The organism is Solibacillus sp. iso_87 (assembly GCF_056173085.1).
In genome coordinates this window covers 2,227,245-2,243,451 of record NZ_CM149656.1, presented here as the reverse complement: position 1 = coordinate 2,243,451, position 16,207 = coordinate 2,227,245, and the positions used below count along the sequence as shown (strand labels likewise).

Sequence of the window (16,207 nt, the reverse complement as noted above, 5' to 3'; positions counted from 1 at the left end):
GAAATTAAAAATGCCGTATATAATGAATTGGAATTTAGATAGTATTTTTCTAGGTGGAAGCAAGTCAGATCAATTCATAATTCACTTAAATGAATTGGAAGGTTATATAGATACTATAAAAAGGTCGGTTGTCTCTTTTAGTGCACTGCCCTCAATAGATGATGCGGCTAATATAGCAGAATTAATAAACAAAATTGGAGAAACCCGCATCCGTTTATCTCAAGCTAATTCTTTTGTCACTTGTCTCCGTTCTCAAGATTCTAAAGATCAAGATGCTGCAATTTTAAGTGGCAAAATAATTAGATTTGAATCTGATTTTAAAAATGAATTATCTAAAGTACAGGCTGTCATAGCAAATATTAAACAGGAGATATGGGCAAGTTTAATAGAAGCCAAAGAATTAGCAGATTATAAATTTATTTTAACTGAATGGCGTGAAAATACGAGTAAACATTTATCAGATGATGAACAATCGTTAATAGCTGATTTAATGGTTGATGGCTATCATTCTTGGGGTCATTTTTATAATGCACTTATAAGTAGTATGAAAGTAAATGTTGAAGTGGATGGGAATGAAAAACAGCTTTCGATAGGGCAAGCAATCAACTTAAGATCTCATCCTAATGAGAAGGTTCGATATGAAGCCCATCAAGCATTGGAAGAAATATACGAAGAAAAAGAAGAGATGTTTGCCAAAGTATTAAATCATATTGCGGGATTTCGGTTACAAATTTATCAGCATTCAGGAATTGAAAATGTATTAGAAATCCCTTTAAAAGAAAATAGAATAACGGAAAAAACGATGAATGCAATGTGGTCGGTCGTCAAGCAATATAATAATCCCTTCTCCAATTATTTAAAAAGAAAAGCTGAATTGACGGGGAATCCTAGCATGAAAGCTTATAATTTTTGGGCTCCCATTACGAATAAAAGTCCTAAAATACAATTTGACAAAGCAGCTACGCTCATAACAAACCATTTTAGTCAGTTCGGAAACGAATTAGAAGCGTTTGCTAAGCATGCTTTTAATGAGGGCTGGATTGAAGCGGAGGACCGTGACAATAAATCCGCTTTCCCGTTTTGTGCTAGTTTTCCGCTTACCGGTGAATCAAGAATTTTTATGACCTTTGGCGGGACGTTTTTAAATGTGTTAACGCTCGTGCACGAATTAGGTCATGCTTTTCACAATTACGCAATGAAATCAGTGGATGGGTTAAATAAACAATATCCGATGAGCATTGCCGAAACCGCTTCAACCTTTGCAGAAATGGTTATTTTTGATGCAGCAACGGAAAAAGCGCAGTCAAAAGAAGAGAAATTGCTTTTATTAGATGAGAAATTGAAACGAAGTGTCATGAACTTTATGAATATCCATTCCAGATTTTTATTTAAACAGAGATTTTATAAAGAGCGTAAAAAAGGGCTTGTTTCATCCAAGCGTTTAAACCAATTAATGAATGAGAGCATACTAGAAGCGTATCAAGGTTCCTTTGACGAGCCATCTAATTATTCTTGGATATGGACACCCCATTATTATATAACGCAATCTCCTTTTTATAATTTCCCTTATACTTTTGGTTATTTATTTGCATTAGGAATTTTTGCAAAGGCAAAAGAGAAAGGAAAAGAATTTGAGAAGGATTACTTAAATCTACTCAGAGACTCAGGCAGTATGACGGTAGAAGATTTAGTGTTGAAACATTTAGGGGAAGACATCACATCTAAGGATTTCTGGGAAAAGGGAATGGAAATCTGTATAAAAGATGCAGAAGAATTTATAGCCCTGACGTCTTAAGATAAGGTTCATAGAAACTATAGTACATAACAATTCAGCAAATAAAGGTGGTTACAATTATGAGTGGTATCGAAATCTTAAATATATTTGGATTTGATGTGAAAGAAGAGCCTGTAAGTATTTATCCATATTCACCAGTATACCGAGTGAAGTATGGCGATCAGGATGTTGTTGTAAAACGAACTCAAAGCAGGGCAGAAAGTGTAATGTCTTATACTAACATGCTGAAAGATAAAGGGATAAATGTTGTAACGCCTGTTAAGTTACAAGTTGATAATCCGCAAAAATATGAAGATACAAATTATGTGGTTTATCCATTTATTGAAGGCCAGAAATACTCAGGCAAAGACAATGAAATTTATGAAGCTGGTAAAATGTTAGGACAAATTCACAGTTATTCGCCTGTTTCAAATGAATATAACCTTCTTGAATACGATGTCTATGATTTTAATAAAGAAGAAGTGGAAGAGAGTATGGAGGCAATTATCCAACATGCAGAAAAAGCCGGAATTAGAATTGACCCAGGATTAAAAACAAAGTTACTGGAAAGTGTTGCCAATCAACAGGAACTTTACCATGCTGGATTGCCGCATGTTGCAACACCTCATGATTTTAAAGCAAATAATTTGGTTTTAATCCCGGAGCCGTATTTGATTGATCCGGATAATGCTGGTTGGATACCAAGAATTTTTGACCTGGCACTTGCATTACTGCTCTTTCATAATGAGCATGAAGAAGCCCCGGATCAGGTTTTTACAATAGATGAATGGGAAATCTTTATATCGGGATATAAAGAATATATTGTTTTAACCAATCAAGAAAAAGTGTTTTGGGAAAAGGCAAAGCAGCACGTCTTTTTAGATGAAGTAATGTGGTTAATGGCAGAGTATGAAGAAGACTGGCAAAAAACCTCTCAACAAAAATTATTTATGAGCTTAATTCAATTTATATTAGATAGTGCTGACTATAAACTATAAAAGAAGCGTTGCAAAAAAATAACACTCCTTACCGGATAGGAGATAGCTTTGAAAGAGCAAAGAAAAAGAGGCTGAAAGATTTAACAAAGTACAAATCCTGATCAACGCTCGTTTTCTATCTCTAGCTTCAAATCTTTAAACCATTTTAAATTGACTAGATGGTGAGAACGAGAATTTTCGTTCATGCGACGAAAATAATCGATTTTACCAGGTAATTGTTTAGTGTTAGCCAGGTATTCATCTAGAAGAGCGATCCTGGCTTCAGTTTGATCAATTTGTGATTGAATTAATTCTAATAATTTATTTTTATCGAATTCTTCTGCAAAGAGTAATGCCCCGTAAAATTGTAAGTTTACATATTCAGATTTAGTCCCATACTTGTCCATTAATTTATTGAATTCTTCTATGCCTAAAGACGTGATTTCAAAGGTATGAATATCACGATTATTGTTTGGCCGTATTTGATGTGTTTCTTCAATCAAGCCCTTTTCTTCAAGTTGTTTCAAATTGTAATAAAATGAACCTTTCGTAAAGTTAACGATATATTTATAATGTCGTTTTTCCATTAAGCTTAACAGATCATATCCATGAGCCCCAGGGTTTTGAATAAGTAAACCAAGGATAAGTAAAGGAATCAAGATTGCATCACCTTCGCCATTTGTGCTTCGAATTCAGTGTATGTGATTTTACCTAGAGCCAAATTCATACTGTGAATATAAATTTGTTCACTTTTCGAATAGTTAGTGTTTATTTTTAGTGACTGATTTTCATCCGAAAGTGGCTTTAAGATATGACACTTTTTCGAAAATGCTTCGTAGTAGCGATAACCGAATTTTCGTTGGGAAACGGCATTCAAATGAATACCATCCGGATTGGCAGTTAGACCTTCCGCCGTTACAAAATAACATTGTTCCTGCTCGTGAGCGAATCGGCGTAAGTGTTCGTTGATTTTCTGGTACTCTGTTGAGTACTTTCCAAAACCTGTTTTTCCTAAAAAATCACCAAGCTCACCAATGATTAATGGGACAGTTTGAAGGTTTAATTCTTTTCGTAAAGTCTCTATGATGAGAGATAACTTTTCATAATATGTTTCATGTAAAGAATTATTGCTATCACTTTCACCTTGATGCCATAGTATACCGCAAATCTCACTAGTTTTAAGGGCAAATCGGGCTTGTGACAAAGCGTGCTGAAAAAGAGTACCATGTGGATGCCAATCGTCCAAGGAACTGCCACCTTCTGCGCAAGGAATCAAACCTATTTCTTCATCCGGGTTGGCTTTCGACCATGCCTCTGCAAAAGATGCTGCTAGACCTACACCAGCGACAGGGCGGTCATAATTAATCGGTTCAGTCATCATTTGCCACTGCCCGTTGCGAAGCATTTTTATTTTCTCATTATAAATAGGTTCTACCTCCTGCAGGAATCCTCGTCCTGCCATATTGGATTGCCCTAACATTAAAAAGGATTTTATCATTTTATTTTCACTCCCTCCCAATAGTCTAATTAGACTTCCATATTCTAAGGTCTAATTAGACTATCGTCAACAGTATAGGGATTTCATATGAACAAAACGACTGATTAAGGAAGTTACTGCAGTTAAAAATTATAAAATAAATATTATAAGGTCTAAGCATATAACCGTACTCATAGATTAAATAATAGAGATAGTAATCAAGCATTACTATTCTTGCCAAAAGTTTTGTTCATAATTGAAGGAGGTAACAGATGAGAATCACTAATGAACATCAAGGAGAAACTGTTCATGTTGATGCGGTTGTTATTGGGGCAGGCTTTTCAGGATTGTACATGCTCTACCGGTTAAGGGAGGCAGGGTTATCTACAAGAGTGTACGAGACGGGTGACGGTGTTGGTGGTACATGGTACTGGAATCGATATCCAGGGGCACGTTGTGACTCAGAAAGTATCTGCTATAACTATACTTTCTCGGAGGAGCTGTATAAAGAATGGTCATGGTCTTCTCGATTCCCTGAGCAGCCTGAAATATTAAAATACTTAAATTTCGTGGCGGATAAGTTTGACCTACGTCCTGGTATTCAATTTAATACGCGTGTTACCTCAGCAAGCTTTGATGAAGAAACTAATAGATGGAACATACAAACCAATCAAGGAGACCAAGTATCGGCTAAATACTTCATCACAGGTGTAGGGTGCATATCGACAGCTAACATACCAAATATTAAAGGAATGGATAACTTTGAAGGTGAGCTGTATCATACAGGTCACTGGCCTCATGAAAAGGTAGATTTCACAGGAAAACGAGTCGGTGTGGTCGGAACTGGTTCAAGTGGTATTCAGTCGATACCGGTTATTGCGAAAGAGGCAAAACATCTGACGGTTTTCCAACGCACACCGCAATATAGTGTTCCGGCAAAAAACCATCCTTATACGGCAGAGTTTCTGGAAAAATCAAAGGAAAACTATCATAGCATGAGAGAGCTAATGCGTAATTCCGTAGGGGGTATGGCATTTAAATATGGTGAAAATTCCGTTTTAGATCACTCGCCTGAACAACGCCGTGAATTTCTTGAAGCGGCTTGGGAAAAGGGAGGATGGGCTGTTTTGTCCGCATATAATGACCTCCTTACAAATGAAGAAGGAAACTTGCTTGTAGCTGAATTTGTACGCTCGAAAATCCGGGAGATTGTTAAAGATCCGGAAACAGCCGAAAAACTATTACCAGATCATTATTACGGAACAAAGCGGGCAATTATTGATACAGACTACTTTGAAACATACAACCGCGAAAATGTACGTTTAGTAGATGTAAAGAAAGCACCAATTGAAGAAATTACATCGAATGGCATTCGGACAGAAGATGGTGAGTATGAATTAGATGTAATCGTTTTTGCTACTGGCTTTGATGGAATGACAGGGTCGCTGTTTAAAATTGACATCAGAGGCCGAGATAATGTGGCATTAAAAGAAAAATGGGAAAATGGTGCCAAGACGAAAACATATCTTGGTTTAACAGCAGCAGGATTTCCAAACCTATTTATGCTTACTGGTCCAGAAAGCCCTTCTGTTTTAGGGAATATGCCAGCAGCTATTGAACAACATGTGGAGTGGGTAATGGATTGTATCGAACATCTCCAGAACAATGAGATAGAAGTATTTGAAGCAAAAACAGAATCCGAGGAAAAGTGGAGTCAGCATTGCAAAGAGCTGGCGGATTCAACACTTTATACGAAGACAGAGTCTTGGTATACGGGTGCAAATATAGAAGGCAAGGCAAAAGGGTTCCCAATCTATGTAGGCGGATATAATGTATATCGTAAAATTTGCGATGATGTAGCAATAAATGGCTACGATGGATTTACTTTAGATTCTGGTAAAGCAAACAAAGTGATTTGAAAACGGCTCTAATAATTAAATTCTATTATTCTATTAGGAGGAATTATAAATATGGCACTTGATTCTCAAGCGAAGTTTCTTTTAGAGCAAATGGCGGCAGCGGGCGCACCGCCGATGAGTTCCCTGAGCCCGGAGGATGCAAGGTTAACAACGGATTTCAGTGCATTAGCAGGAATACCTGAAACTGTGGGCAAGGTGGAGAATCGGACAATTCCTGGGCCAGAAGGTGAAATTCCTGTTCGTATTTATACGCCTGAGGGTGAGGGACCTTTCCCATCACTCGTTTTTTACCACGGGGGTGGCTGGGTAATTGGAGATCTTGATACTGTCGATGTTCCATGCCGACTGTTAACCAATCGTGCGAACTGTGTTGTCGTATCCGTTGATTACCGATTAGCACCAGAGCATAAATTTCCAGCGGCTGCGGATGATGCATATGCTGCTGCAAAATGGGTAGTTGAAAATGGTCCATCCATTCAGGTAGACCCTAGCCGTGTAGCGGTTGGCGGCGACAGTGCGGGCGGCAATCTGGCAGCGGTCGTTGCTTTAATGGCCCGTGATAACAATGAATTCGAATTAGCGTACCAATTGTTAATCTATCCTGTTACGAACCATTCCTATGAAACAGTGTCTTATAGCGACAATGCAGATGGCTATCTGTTAACGAAAGATAGTATGGTCTGGTTTTGGAATCATTATTTACGTGATGAAGAAGACGGGAAAAATCCGTACGCTTCGCCACTACTCGCAGCGGAATTAAGCAGCTTACCTTCTGCACTGGTCATAACAGCGGAATTCGATCCATTACGTGATGAGGGAGAGGCCTATGCTCAACGTCTGAAAGAAGCGGGAGTACAAGTGGAAACAACTCGCTATAATGGAATGATTCATGGCTTTTTCTGGATGCCAGGTACTATAGAACAAGGAATGCAAGCTGTGAACCAAGCGGCAGAAGCGTTAAAACGTGCCTTCACAAAAGAAGAAAAAGTTTTATAAAAACTAAATGCTGGTGCTGGACTCCTTGCGGGTCCAGCACTTTTTTGACTTTTTTAGCTTAAGATATCATCCTTTTCATCTTCTAAAGATCAAAACATTTATTATTTCACTCTTAAATAGACCATCTGAAACAAAACCGCTTAAAGCCGATAATTTTTAACATACTAAAAGTAAGATTAAAAATTAAAGGTGTGGTTGGATTGAAAAGAGCAGTGTTTTTAGATCGTGATGGTGTAATTAATGAAGTGCTGACGAAGCGAGTGAAATTTGTAAATGAACCGAAGCAATTTTATTTTTTACCTGGAGCAGAAGAAGCCATTAAAAGTTTAAATGACCATTTTGACTATGTGTTTGTCGTAACGAATCAGGGTGGAATCGGATTAGGTTATATGCAGGAAAAGCAGTTACAGAAAGTTCATGATTATATGGTAGCCCAACTGAAGAAAAAGGGAGCAACGATTCATGAGGTTGCCTATTGTCCTCATAAACCAAAGGCTGGCTGTGAATGCAGAAAACCAAATAGCAAAATGATTTTAGATTTAGGTGAAAAATACAAAATAAGCCTTGAGCAATCCTATATGGTCGGTGATACGGATACAGATATTCAGGCAGGTAAAAAAGCAGGGACAAAAACCGTTTATATTGGTGATAGTGATCCATTAGCAGATGCATTGTTTCCCAATTTAAAAGAAGCAGCACAATGGATTATTCGCGATATAAAAAATGATTAGACATTAACCCACAGAGGAGAACCTTTGTGGGTTATATTTTAATGTCGTTCCTATTTGTAGCAGCTACAGTTGCCGCTTTTCAACCGCTAACAATTAATCATATGTCTGAACATAAAGTCCATTTTCCTCAGACCACTCCGCATAATAGATTTTCTTAATATCTTCATAGCCTTCTTCTTTTAATTGATGAATGACCCATTGCTTATCTTTCACGATTTGTGCCAGAACTCTTTCTTCAATCTGCCCTTCATCGATAATCAAGTGAGTTAATACACCACCTGTTTCTTCCTCGGATGACTCCTTTTTCAATACGCTAATTTGTCCACCCGGCTCCAAAAGGGCATATTTTACTTCACTAATTGAAAAAACCCCTTGCATCCGGAGCAAGGAACGCAGCTGTTCGGATTCCATTTTATTTTTCTCTAATTCTTTAATATCCAACCTCCCATTATTTACGAGAAAAGACGGCTCTCCTTTAATAATCGGGCGCAGCCTTTCAAATTTCCTGACAAGAAAATCGGTTAAAAGGTACAGCGCAGTCCATAGTCCAATTGTATAGAGGACATCCCAAACCTTCACTTTTTCATCGTATACACCTTCTTCCAGTGTTCCTCCGAGAATAACGATAAACACAAAATCGAATGGGGTGACTTCAGTAAGTTCTTTTTTTCCGATAAAGCGGATAACAACCATAAGTGCTATAAACCCTGCAATAATTTTAATAGTAATTGCTGTAATCATATATTTTCACTCTCCTATCCTCCTTTGAATACCCTGAAGCGTATCAAATTAAGCTGGTCATAAATCACTAGCGTTCACTGTTTTAAAAGGGATAAAGGAGTATTAATGGGTTTACTAGAAATGAATAGTAAAGGTTTAGTAGCAATATTGGTTACAAAAATAATCATTCGAAGCGATAAGGAGGGAAAGAAATGCGAATTTATCCTGATTGTCCTGTTATTACAAAAACGATTGAGGTAGGAGGGCTATCGAAAGCCGATCTTATTGACAAACTGCAACAATCTTCTATTTCATTGAACCAATATGGTGAGAAATTATTATTTGATGATCGATTTACTACTACCGAAACAACATATAGCGTGGAAATAGTTGAACTATCAGTTAGAGATTTAGGTTTTCCGAATGGCGCAGCATTACCTGAAATCTATAAACAAGCGAACGAACTTGGCTTGCAGTTATGTCCACCTGAGCTAGGACCATACTTACGACTTGAATATGTAGACCAAGTTGAGAGGAATTCAGGAAATCTTTCACAAAAAAATGAGGCACCTTCTGGATCTGTCACCATTGCATCAGAAATAATTAGTGATGAAGAAAGTTTTCCAAAAGGATTTTATGTTAGAAAAGTTGATGGCGTATTATGGCTGCGCGGATATGTAGCTGACAACTCGCATGTGTGGAATTCCGATAACCGATTTATCTTTAAATTAGACAATGAGTATTAATACATCAGATACATTTGAATTAGTGAAGTTGGAACAGGGCTTACTCAATGTAAAGGTAATGGTTTGCGTTCCGAAGATTTATCCTGGAATGTGAACCTTTATTGTAGGTGTTTTCGTGTTCAGTAACGAATAACTAAATCGAGGTGGTTCATTTGCTAAAGGAAAAATCAGAAATAGTAGCGCATCATCAAAACTTCATAACTTTTATACATAGTTTAAAATCAGCTGATGAAAATCTATTAAGAAAGCCGATTGGGGAAGGTAAGTGGTCCATTATAGAAATAGTTGGTCACTTTTACCCTTGGGATAGATTTGTGTTACAGCAAAGAATTCCGTATTTATTTTCAGGCAAACACTTACCGAAAGCTCCGGGTATCGATGAGCTAAATAACCAATCTTCTTTACAAGCCAGAATAGAAGATGTAGAAAATACATTGGGAAAATGTATTCATGTACGGCAAGAATTATTAAGCCAGATAAAGCTAATTCCTGAAAATGACTGGTTAAATCCAATACGGATAGGCCAGTCCACTTTAACCTTTTACGAGTATTTAAAAGGTTTAACGGAACATGATCTTCATCATATAAATCAAATAAAAAAAGCATTGGAATGATGGTTTTTTTAGATGTTTTCTGATATCAGAATGAATGTAGAAATTCAATTGCACTATTGAAGGGAGTAAAGGATGAGGAAATTATTTATAATGATTGCTATGATACTAGGGTTAAATAGTTTGATTTCAAAAGTTCATGCGGAAACAAATGAAAAGATTCACCAGATTGAACAATTCGTTGAAGAACAAATGAAAGTGAGTCAAATTCCTGGGTTATCCATAGTGATTGTCGACAAGGGGAAAACAGTTTATCAAAAAGGTTTTGGATACGCGGATGTAAAAGAGAAGATACCTGTAACACCGCGCACACTATTTGAATTGGCATCCACTTCAAAAGCTTTTACAGGCCTTGCGATTTTACAATTAGAAGAAGAAGGTTTATTAAATAGGACAGATGATGTAAGAAAATATATCCCATGGCTGGAGTTAGAATACCAAGGGGAACCTCAGTCCATAACGATAAATCAATTGCTAAACCAAACGAGCGGAATAGCTTCAAATACTATCGTTCATATTCCTGAAAGCAATGATGAAAACGCGCTGGAATTGACAGTACGAACCTTGCTTGACCAGCCTTTGAACCGTAAACCGGGTAGTTCATTTGAATATGCAACAATCAATTACGACGTGCTTGGGTTAGTTATTGAGAATGTTTCAAAGCAACCATATGACTTGTATATAAAAGAACGATTTTTAAAACAAATCGGAATGAATGATTCCTATGTAGGAATCCATCAACTTCATCCTAAAGAGTTGGCAACCGGTTATAAGATAGGATTTAAGAAAGAACAAGAATATACACCGCCTATTTATCGGGGAAATATACCTGCTGGATATATTATCAGCAATGCAAACGATATCGCAAAATGGTTAAATCTGCAGCTAGGAACTATCCAAAATGAAAGTATAAGCAGCAAAACAATCGAACAATCACACATCCCTGATCAAACTGTAGAGCCGATGCTTCAAGATACATATTATGCAAGTGGTTGGAGTGTTGAGAAAAAAAATGACAAACGATACATATGGCACGATGGATCAAATCCAACATTTTCAACTTATTTTATTATGCAACCTGATGAAAAAATAGGGGTTGCTGTTTTATCCAATATGGATACAACGTTTACAACAGCAATTGGCAAAAGCGTTATGGATTTATGGGAAGGGAATAAGGTTAATCTTAATCATACTGATGGATATCAGGAGTTGGACAAAGTCATAACAGTTCTTTGTATAGTTATTGGTTGTCTAGGGTTAATTTTTAGTTTGTTTTTGTTACGGAACTTGTGGAAGTTTAAAAGAAAACAGCGAACAACGGCAATGTTGAAAGGAAAGAGAGTTTTCTTGTTAATATGCCACACACTGTTTGTAGCCATTATTTTCATATTTGTATTAGTAGCTCCTAAACTAATTAATATGGAATGGGAATTTATAAAAGTATGGGCTCCTACTTCAGTAACGGTACTATATTATAGTGGGATCGCGACAATCTTCCTTTATTATTTCCTCATATTATTGCTAATTGTTACTAAAAAGATTCGATAACCTAATTTAAGAAGGAATATATAATTTTTAAAAGAAATTCAATAGTATAGAAATCATTGTATTCACATTGGGGGAACTGTTGATGATGAAATTGATAATTGCATTTTTAGCGTTGATCGGCGGTTCTGCAGTCGCAATACAAAGTCAAATCAATGCCTTATTTAGTAAAAAAGTAGGCGTATTGGAAAGCGCAACCGTTTCTTTCATGGTTGGGGCGATTGCATTATTCTTTTTAGCTTTCTTCTTCGGGAGAGGGAATTTTTTAAATGTATTTACAGTTCCAAAATGGCAGTTAATCGGGGGATTATTAGGCGCATTCTTTATTGTCATTAATATCTTTTCTGTAAATTTGATTGGGGTTGCCGCTACTTTTATGGCAGTTATCATTGGTCAGATATTAGTCGGCGCAATTATTGATCACTTTGGACTTTTTGGTGGGGTTACCTATCCAATGAATATGACTAAATTCATTGCCCTTGCTTTAATGTTTGTCGGGATTTATTTGTTTAATAAAGCTTAGTAAAAAAAATTACTTCTTAGACCAAAAGACGCTTTCCGAAAAAAAAGCGTCTTTCTTCATGGAGAGAATCAAATTTAATATGTGAAAAATATTTTAGAAATTTTAAGCCAAATGTTCTTCTCGTATGTCTAATAAATGTAAAACGAAAATGAAGGGAGGAATTGCTATGAATATTCAACGATTAGTAAAAAGAGCTCAAAAAGGAAATGACAAAGCGTATTTAGAGCTTTTCCAACAATATGAAGCTGATATTTATCGAATGGCCTATGTCTATGTAAAAAATAAAAATGATGCCTTAGATGTCGTTCAAGAAGTAGCTTATCAGTCATTCAAGAATATTAGCAGTTTAAATAAACCGGAATATTTCAAGACATGGCTTATGAAAATTACAATCAATTGTGCATTGAATGTAATAAATAAAAATAAAAAAGTGGTTCAACTAATTCATCAATTTGAAGTACATACAGGAGAAGAATTTGAAAAAATTGCATTATCATTATCTTTACGAGAACTAATGGATACTTTGCATGAAGATGAGAAAAGTGTGATTTTACTTAAGTATTATAATGACCGTACATTAAAGGAAATATCAGATATTCTTGAAATCCCGCTCGGAACAGCAAAATCCATCTTATATCGTGCTCTTAATAAACTTCGTCAAAATTTAAAGGAGGTAGAAAACTATGGGGAATCATTTTAAACAGGATATAGAGAATATTGAAATCCCATTTCAGCTTCATGAAAGGAGTAAAAAAGGTATTCGGGAAGCTAAGTCAGAAATGGGGGGAACAGTGAAACGTTTTGTGAAAAAACGTATAGCAATTACGATTATGGCTGCCTGTTTAATGCTTCCAACAGGGGCATTTGCGTATCAATCGTTATTAGCAGATGATTTATACGGATCGTTTGATAATGTAAAAAAACATATAGCAAATATTACAATTAAAAGTTATTTATTATTTGATGCAAAATTGTCCCAGGCAAAAGGTGACTTGGGAAAAGAACAATTTGAACAGTTTAAAGAAATACTCTATGTCATTACAGATGCAAAGCTTGAATATGGCGATAAAAACGGAAATATCGATTATTCTAAGCTTTCTGAAGAAAAACTGGAGGAAATTAAAGCGGCCATTTATGAGATCCAGCCTTACTTTGATACGTTAAATAATCAACCATCGAGTAAAGAGATTTTAACAGTTGAAGAATATGAGCAATATATTCAGGCATTATTAACCTTTGAAACTGTTATGGCACAATTAGGTGTTTCTTCACCCCCCACTATTGAAATGATTCCGGCGGATGCACAAGAAGAATTTTTAAAGGCTCGTGCTGTTTTGGATTATGTGAATGAAAAACAAATGGGGAATTAATGGCGTAAATCAGCTTGGTATTTTCAAGCTGATTTTTTTATTTAAATAGACATTAATATCAACAAACTGATAGAATAATTAGAAATAAATTACAGGTGGAATGAAATTGAAAAAAAGACTAGGTTGCTTACACGCCCATTATTCCAATATTGTATACATAGAAAATGCACTTGCTCCATTTAACATCGAATTCGTCCATTTTGTTGATCCAGGATTAATGGATCGATTAACTTCAGATCAGAATTTCCATGAAGCAGATGCGCAGCTAAAAGTAAAAGAGCAGATAGAATGGATTGCCCAATCGAATATTGATGCTATTTTACTTACTTGTACAAACTATATTTCCATTTTACAGGAAGACCAACTTTCCATATCAGTACCAATTATTAAATTGGATGAACCATTCTTTGATTTCGTCTGTACTATTCAGGAACCCCAGACTTTAATTTTTACCAATCCGGCAACCGTTGAGGGAACAATGGAACGTCTCAAATATTTTGCTGATATTTATCAAAAAACACTAAACATCGAGGTTGTTGTTCTAGACAATACGTTTGAACTGATCATGCAAGGACGCAAAGACGAATACAATCATGAAGTATCAAAGATATTAGAACAACTTATTAACGATGATAGGGTAATGTCGGTTGCTCAATTATCGATGGTGGATGCAGCACAGCTTGTTGAAGCAAAGACAGGTAGTTCAATCACGACTCCGTTAAAAACTCTCGTAACTTCTCTTGTTAAAGAATTAAATTTAGGAGAAAAGATTAACTAAAATAATTTGACTAGCGCGTATCTCTAAGGATCTGCGCTTTTTTATTAATGTGAAATTACCTGGGAAATTTATGTTAAAATTTAGATAGAATTAGTAATGAAAAATTACTAATACAATCGAATGAGGTGTTTCTATGATAAAACAATTTGATATTCGTTTTCCAAAAAATGCAGAAAAACTCTTAGAGATTCAAATGCCAGCTTATAAAGTAGAAGCGGAAATTATCGGTTATGATGATATCCCACCATTGAAAGATACAGTAAATACTTTAAAAGAATGTGGAGAAACTTTCTTCGGCTACTATATAAATGAAGAACTATGCGCGGCCATATCGGTGAAAGTCGATAATGAAGTAGACATACATAGATTAATCGTTCATCCGGACCATTTCCGGAAAGGAATCGCACAGAAACTGTTAACTTTTATTGAAAGGCAGTTCGAAACAAATATAATCATAGTCGCAACTGGCTCCAAAAATAAGCCAGCAATTACGCTTTATAAGAAAAATGGATTTCGGATAACGAAGGAAGTCCAAGTAAATGAACATTTATCCTTAACTTACTTTGAGAAGAAATTATTATCTGATTGAAGTCTGCAATAAGGAAGAGGGATGAAAAAATATGAAACACAAAAGGATGCTTTTTTTACTGCTCATCATATTTATTCTATCATTTTTAATTCGATTATATATTAATTATGAAGCATTCAAGGAAACTAAATGGCGGGATGCCTTATTCTTTTCATTCTGGGCGACAATCGGCCTGCTGTTGCTTTATATCATTCAAATTACTGTGGAAAAATATAGTAGGAAATAGACATTATTTTAATTCTTGAAGTTTTGCGTATGTATCGTACGAAAGTGTAGTTGTGAATAAATATTTAAACATTGATATAGGTTTGATTTCAATTATTTTATTGGCAGGGTGTATTGGGGAAAATTATGACTTCTCACCACCAACAGTTATGGTTTTTACTCCTGATGGAGATGATTTTCAAGAAACTTTAGCTGAAGCAAACATCGATTGGAAGTATGATGAAAAATACAACAAAGAAACCGAAGATATCCAAGCATTAGCGGACATGCAAAATATTATTTACTTTAAACCAAGGGAATTAGTTACCTTAAATAGGGAAAACGGAACTTTTGATCCGAATAAAATAAAGGTTTCTGTTTTGCAAAATGAAAACAAAATAGAATTAGAATATTTTATAGTGAATCAAACCTTTAATTTACCTACAGAAAAAGGAAAGTATATACTCGTTGTTGACATTGAAACGGATAAAGGAAATGCTCAATATGTTGGGAATATAGTTGTTCAGTAAATTAATTGTGCCCCACAGGAAGTCATGGTAAAGGAATTGAAGAGTAAAAATGATTAAGTTTTTAAGGAGAATTTCGATGCCGATTATTATCCACAAGCAGTTTGTAAATGCACCTATACAAGTATGTTTTGACCTTGCCAGAAACGTCGACATTCATATAATGACGACTGCGAAAACGAAGGAAAAGGCTGTTGGTGGGGTAACAAATGGCTTATTAAATGCAGGTGACTCCGTTACTTGGGAAGCTACTCACTTCGGTATTAAACAGAAACTGACGGCAAAGGTTATACATATGCAACAACCAACTATATTTGTGGACATAATGGTGAAAGGCGCATTTAAATCATTTACCCATACTCATAAATTTGTAGAAGAAAAAGACGGCACTTTAATGATCGATATATTTGAATATAAGGCGCCATTTGGTCCATTAGGAAGTATCGCTGACAAATTGTTTTTGTACAGATATATGAATAGCTTCATTATAAATCGAGCAGCAGAATTGAAGAAGCTTGCAGAAAATAAGTAATGAATTATTAGGAGGGCATAAATGGCAGTCTCTCAAATCATTATCATGATGCTTGTTTATGGGGGTCTTTTTTTATATACCGCAAGATTCGGTTCTTCACATAACAAAATCATATTTTACGGTCACTATATATTCTTAATAGTTTTGTATTGTCTCATATCTATTGCTATTTGGTTCATCTACAAAGG

Annotated in this window: 19 protein-coding genes; 16 read left to right on the top strand and 3 right to left on the bottom strand. The window is 35.7% G+C overall.

Annotation, left to right across the window (positions count from 1 at the left end; genetic code table 11):
• Nucleotides 1–10 precede the first annotated feature (10 nt).
• Both AC0VXV_RS11300 and AC0VXV_RS11295 read left to right on the top strand, forming a co-directional pair.
• Nucleotides 11–1,795 carry a M3 family oligoendopeptidase gene (locus tag AC0VXV_RS11300; protein ID WP_475528256.1) on the top strand — a complete coding sequence of 595 codons (1,785 nt, stop codon included), beginning with the start codon at nt 11–13 and terminating at the stop codon, nt 1,793–1,795.
• Nucleotides 1,796–1,854: 59 nt separating this feature from the next.
• Nucleotides 1,855–2,772: a phosphotransferase gene (locus tag AC0VXV_RS11295; protein WP_475528255.1), complete on the top strand. Its 918-nt coding sequence runs from the start codon at nt 1,855–1,857 to the stop codon at nt 2,770–2,772.
• A gap of 101 nt (nt 2,773–2,873) precedes the next feature.
• Here the strand turns inward: AC0VXV_RS11295 and AC0VXV_RS11290 are convergent, their stop codons facing one another.
• Both AC0VXV_RS11290 and AC0VXV_RS11285 read right to left on the bottom strand, forming a co-directional pair.
• Complete coding sequence (locus AC0VXV_RS11290) at nt 2,874–3,410, bottom strand: PadR family transcriptional regulator (RefSeq protein ID WP_475528253.1); 537 nt, start codon at nt 3,408–3,410, stop codon at nt 2,874–2,876.
• Nucleotides 3,407–4,249, bottom strand: coding sequence for a sialate O-acetylesterase (locus AC0VXV_RS11285; protein WP_475528252.1), 843 nt, complete (start codon nt 4,247–4,249; stop codon nt 3,407–3,409). Before AC0VXV_RS11285 ends, AC0VXV_RS11290 begins: the two co-directional genes overlap by 4 nt.
• Before the next feature lie 251 nt (nt 4,250–4,500).
• Between AC0VXV_RS11285 and AC0VXV_RS11280 the strand changes: the two genes are divergently transcribed.
• The 3 genes from AC0VXV_RS11280 (at nt 4,501) to AC0VXV_RS11270 (ending at nt 7,874) form a co-directional block, all read left to right on the top strand.
• Entirely contained in the window at nt 4,501–6,147 is a 1,647-nt protein-coding gene (locus AC0VXV_RS11280; protein ID WP_475528251.1) for a flavin-containing monooxygenase, read from the top strand.
• A 51-nt stretch (nt 6,148–6,198) separates the two neighbouring features.
• A complete protein-coding gene (locus AC0VXV_RS11275) occupies nt 6,199–7,143 on the top strand; it encodes an alpha/beta hydrolase (RefSeq protein WP_475528250.1) in 945 nt (314 codons plus the stop codon).
• A 200-nt stretch (nt 7,144–7,343) separates the two neighbouring features.
• On the top strand, nt 7,344–7,874 hold the full coding sequence (locus AC0VXV_RS11270; protein WP_475528249.1) for a D-glycero-alpha-D-manno-heptose-1,7-bisphosphate 7-phosphatase: 531 nt from the start codon (nt 7,344–7,346) through the stop codon (nt 7,872–7,874).
• A 93-nt stretch (nt 7,875–7,967) separates the two neighbouring features.
• On the opposite strand, the gene AC0VXV_RS11265 is transcribed toward AC0VXV_RS11270, so the two are convergent.
• A complete protein-coding gene (locus tag AC0VXV_RS11265) occupies nt 7,968–8,615 on the bottom strand; it encodes a DUF421 domain-containing protein (RefSeq protein WP_475528248.1) in 648 nt (215 codons plus the stop codon).
• Between the two features lie 191 nt (nt 8,616–8,806).
• Here AC0VXV_RS11265 and AC0VXV_RS11260 point away from each other — a divergent pair, with 191 nt between their 5' ends.
• From AC0VXV_RS11260 to AC0VXV_RS11210, 11 genes are all read left to right on the top strand, one after another.
• On the top strand, nt 8,807–9,340 hold the full coding sequence (locus AC0VXV_RS11260; protein ID WP_475528246.1) for a helicase: 534 nt from the start codon (nt 8,807–8,809) through the stop codon (nt 9,338–9,340).
• Nucleotides 9,341–9,492: 152 nt separating this feature from the next.
• Nucleotides 9,493–9,954: a DinB family protein gene (locus AC0VXV_RS11255; RefSeq protein ID WP_475528245.1), complete on the top strand. Its 462-nt coding sequence runs from the start codon at nt 9,493–9,495 to the stop codon at nt 9,952–9,954.
• Nucleotides 9,955–10,044: 90 nt separating this feature from the next.
• On the top strand, nt 10,045–11,499 hold the full coding sequence (locus tag AC0VXV_RS11250; RefSeq protein ID WP_475528244.1) for a serine hydrolase domain-containing protein: 1,455 nt from the start codon (nt 10,045–10,047) through the stop codon (nt 11,497–11,499).
• An 85-nt stretch (nt 11,500–11,584) separates the two neighbouring features.
• A complete protein-coding gene (locus tag AC0VXV_RS11245; protein ID WP_475531453.1) occupies nt 11,585–12,019 on the top strand; it encodes a DMT family transporter in 435 nt (144 codons plus the stop codon).
• A gap of 166 nt (nt 12,020–12,185) precedes the next feature.
• Nucleotides 12,186–12,719, top strand: coding sequence for a sigma-70 family RNA polymerase sigma factor (locus AC0VXV_RS11240; protein ID WP_475528243.1), 534 nt, complete (start codon nt 12,186–12,188; stop codon nt 12,717–12,719).
• On the top strand, nt 12,703–13,389 hold the full coding sequence (locus AC0VXV_RS11235) for a DUF3600 domain-containing protein (RefSeq protein WP_475528242.1): 687 nt from the start codon (nt 12,703–12,705) through the stop codon (nt 13,387–13,389). The genes AC0VXV_RS11240 and AC0VXV_RS11235 overlap by 17 nt, the downstream gene beginning before the upstream one ends.
• 100 nt (nt 13,390–13,489) lie before the next feature.
• On the top strand, nt 13,490–14,167 hold the full coding sequence (locus AC0VXV_RS11230; protein ID WP_475528241.1) for a hypothetical protein: 678 nt from the start codon (nt 13,490–13,492) through the stop codon (nt 14,165–14,167).
• Nucleotides 14,168–14,300: 133 nt separating this feature from the next.
• A complete protein-coding gene (locus AC0VXV_RS11225) occupies nt 14,301–14,756 on the top strand; it encodes a GNAT family N-acetyltransferase (protein ID WP_475528240.1) in 456 nt (151 codons plus the stop codon).
• 31 nt (nt 14,757–14,787) lie between these two features.
• Entirely contained in the window at nt 14,788–14,982 is a 195-nt protein-coding gene (locus AC0VXV_RS11220) for a hypothetical protein (protein ID WP_475528238.1), read from the top strand.
• A 52-nt stretch (nt 14,983–15,034) separates the two neighbouring features.
• Complete coding sequence (locus AC0VXV_RS11215) at nt 15,035–15,490, top strand: hypothetical protein (RefSeq protein WP_475528237.1); 456 nt, start codon at nt 15,035–15,037, stop codon at nt 15,488–15,490.
• Between the two features lie 76 nt (nt 15,491–15,566).
• Complete coding sequence (locus AC0VXV_RS11210) at nt 15,567–16,019, top strand: SRPBCC family protein (RefSeq protein WP_475528236.1); 453 nt, start codon at nt 15,567–15,569, stop codon at nt 16,017–16,019.
• Nucleotides 16,020–16,207 lie beyond the last annotated feature (188 nt).

Bases quoted from the DNA above. Each gene is read 5' to 3' on its own strand.
- AC0VXV_RS11300 (WP_475528256.1), top strand. From the start codon at position 11: ATGCCGTATATAATGAATTGGAATTTAGATAGTATTTTTCTAGGTGGA.
- AC0VXV_RS11295 (WP_475528255.1), top strand. From the start codon at position 1,855: ATGAGTGGTATCGAAATCTTAAATATATTTGGATTTGATGTGAAAGAA.
- AC0VXV_RS11285 (WP_475528252.1), bottom strand. From the start codon at position 4,249: ATGATAAAATCCTTTTTAATGTTAGGGCAATCCAATATGGCAGGACGA.
- AC0VXV_RS11280 (WP_475528251.1), top strand. From the start codon at position 4,501: ATGAGAATCACTAATGAACATCAAGGAGAAACTGTTCATGTTGATGCG.
- AC0VXV_RS11275 (WP_475528250.1), top strand. From the start codon at position 6,199: ATGGCACTTGATTCTCAAGCGAAGTTTCTTTTAGAGCAAATGGCGGCA.
- AC0VXV_RS11265 (WP_475528248.1), bottom strand. From the start codon at position 8,615: ATGATTACAGCAATTACTATTAAAATTATTGCAGGGTTTATAGCACTT.
- AC0VXV_RS11260 (WP_475528246.1), top strand. From the start codon at position 8,807: ATGCGAATTTATCCTGATTGTCCTGTTATTACAAAAACGATTGAGGTA.
- AC0VXV_RS11250 (WP_475528244.1), top strand. From the start codon at position 10,045: ATGATTGCTATGATACTAGGGTTAAATAGTTTGATTTCAAAAGTTCAT.
- AC0VXV_RS11245 (WP_475531453.1), top strand. From the start codon at position 11,585: ATGAAATTGATAATTGCATTTTTAGCGTTGATCGGCGGTTCTGCAGTC.
- AC0VXV_RS11240 (WP_475528243.1), top strand. From the start codon at position 12,186: ATGAATATTCAACGATTAGTAAAAAGAGCTCAAAAAGGAAATGACAAA.
- AC0VXV_RS11235 (WP_475528242.1), top strand. From the start codon at position 12,703: ATGGGGAATCATTTTAAACAGGATATAGAGAATATTGAAATCCCATTT.
- AC0VXV_RS11230 (WP_475528241.1), top strand. From the start codon at position 13,490: ATGAAATTGAAAAAAAGACTAGGTTGCTTACACGCCCATTATTCCAAT.
- AC0VXV_RS11225 (WP_475528240.1), top strand. From the start codon at position 14,301: ATGATAAAACAATTTGATATTCGTTTTCCAAAAAATGCAGAAAAACTC.
- AC0VXV_RS11220 (WP_475528238.1), top strand. From the start codon at position 14,788: ATGAAACACAAAAGGATGCTTTTTTTACTGCTCATCATATTTATTCTA.
- AC0VXV_RS11210 (WP_475528236.1), top strand. From the start codon at position 15,567: ATGCCGATTATTATCCACAAGCAGTTTGTAAATGCACCTATACAAGTA.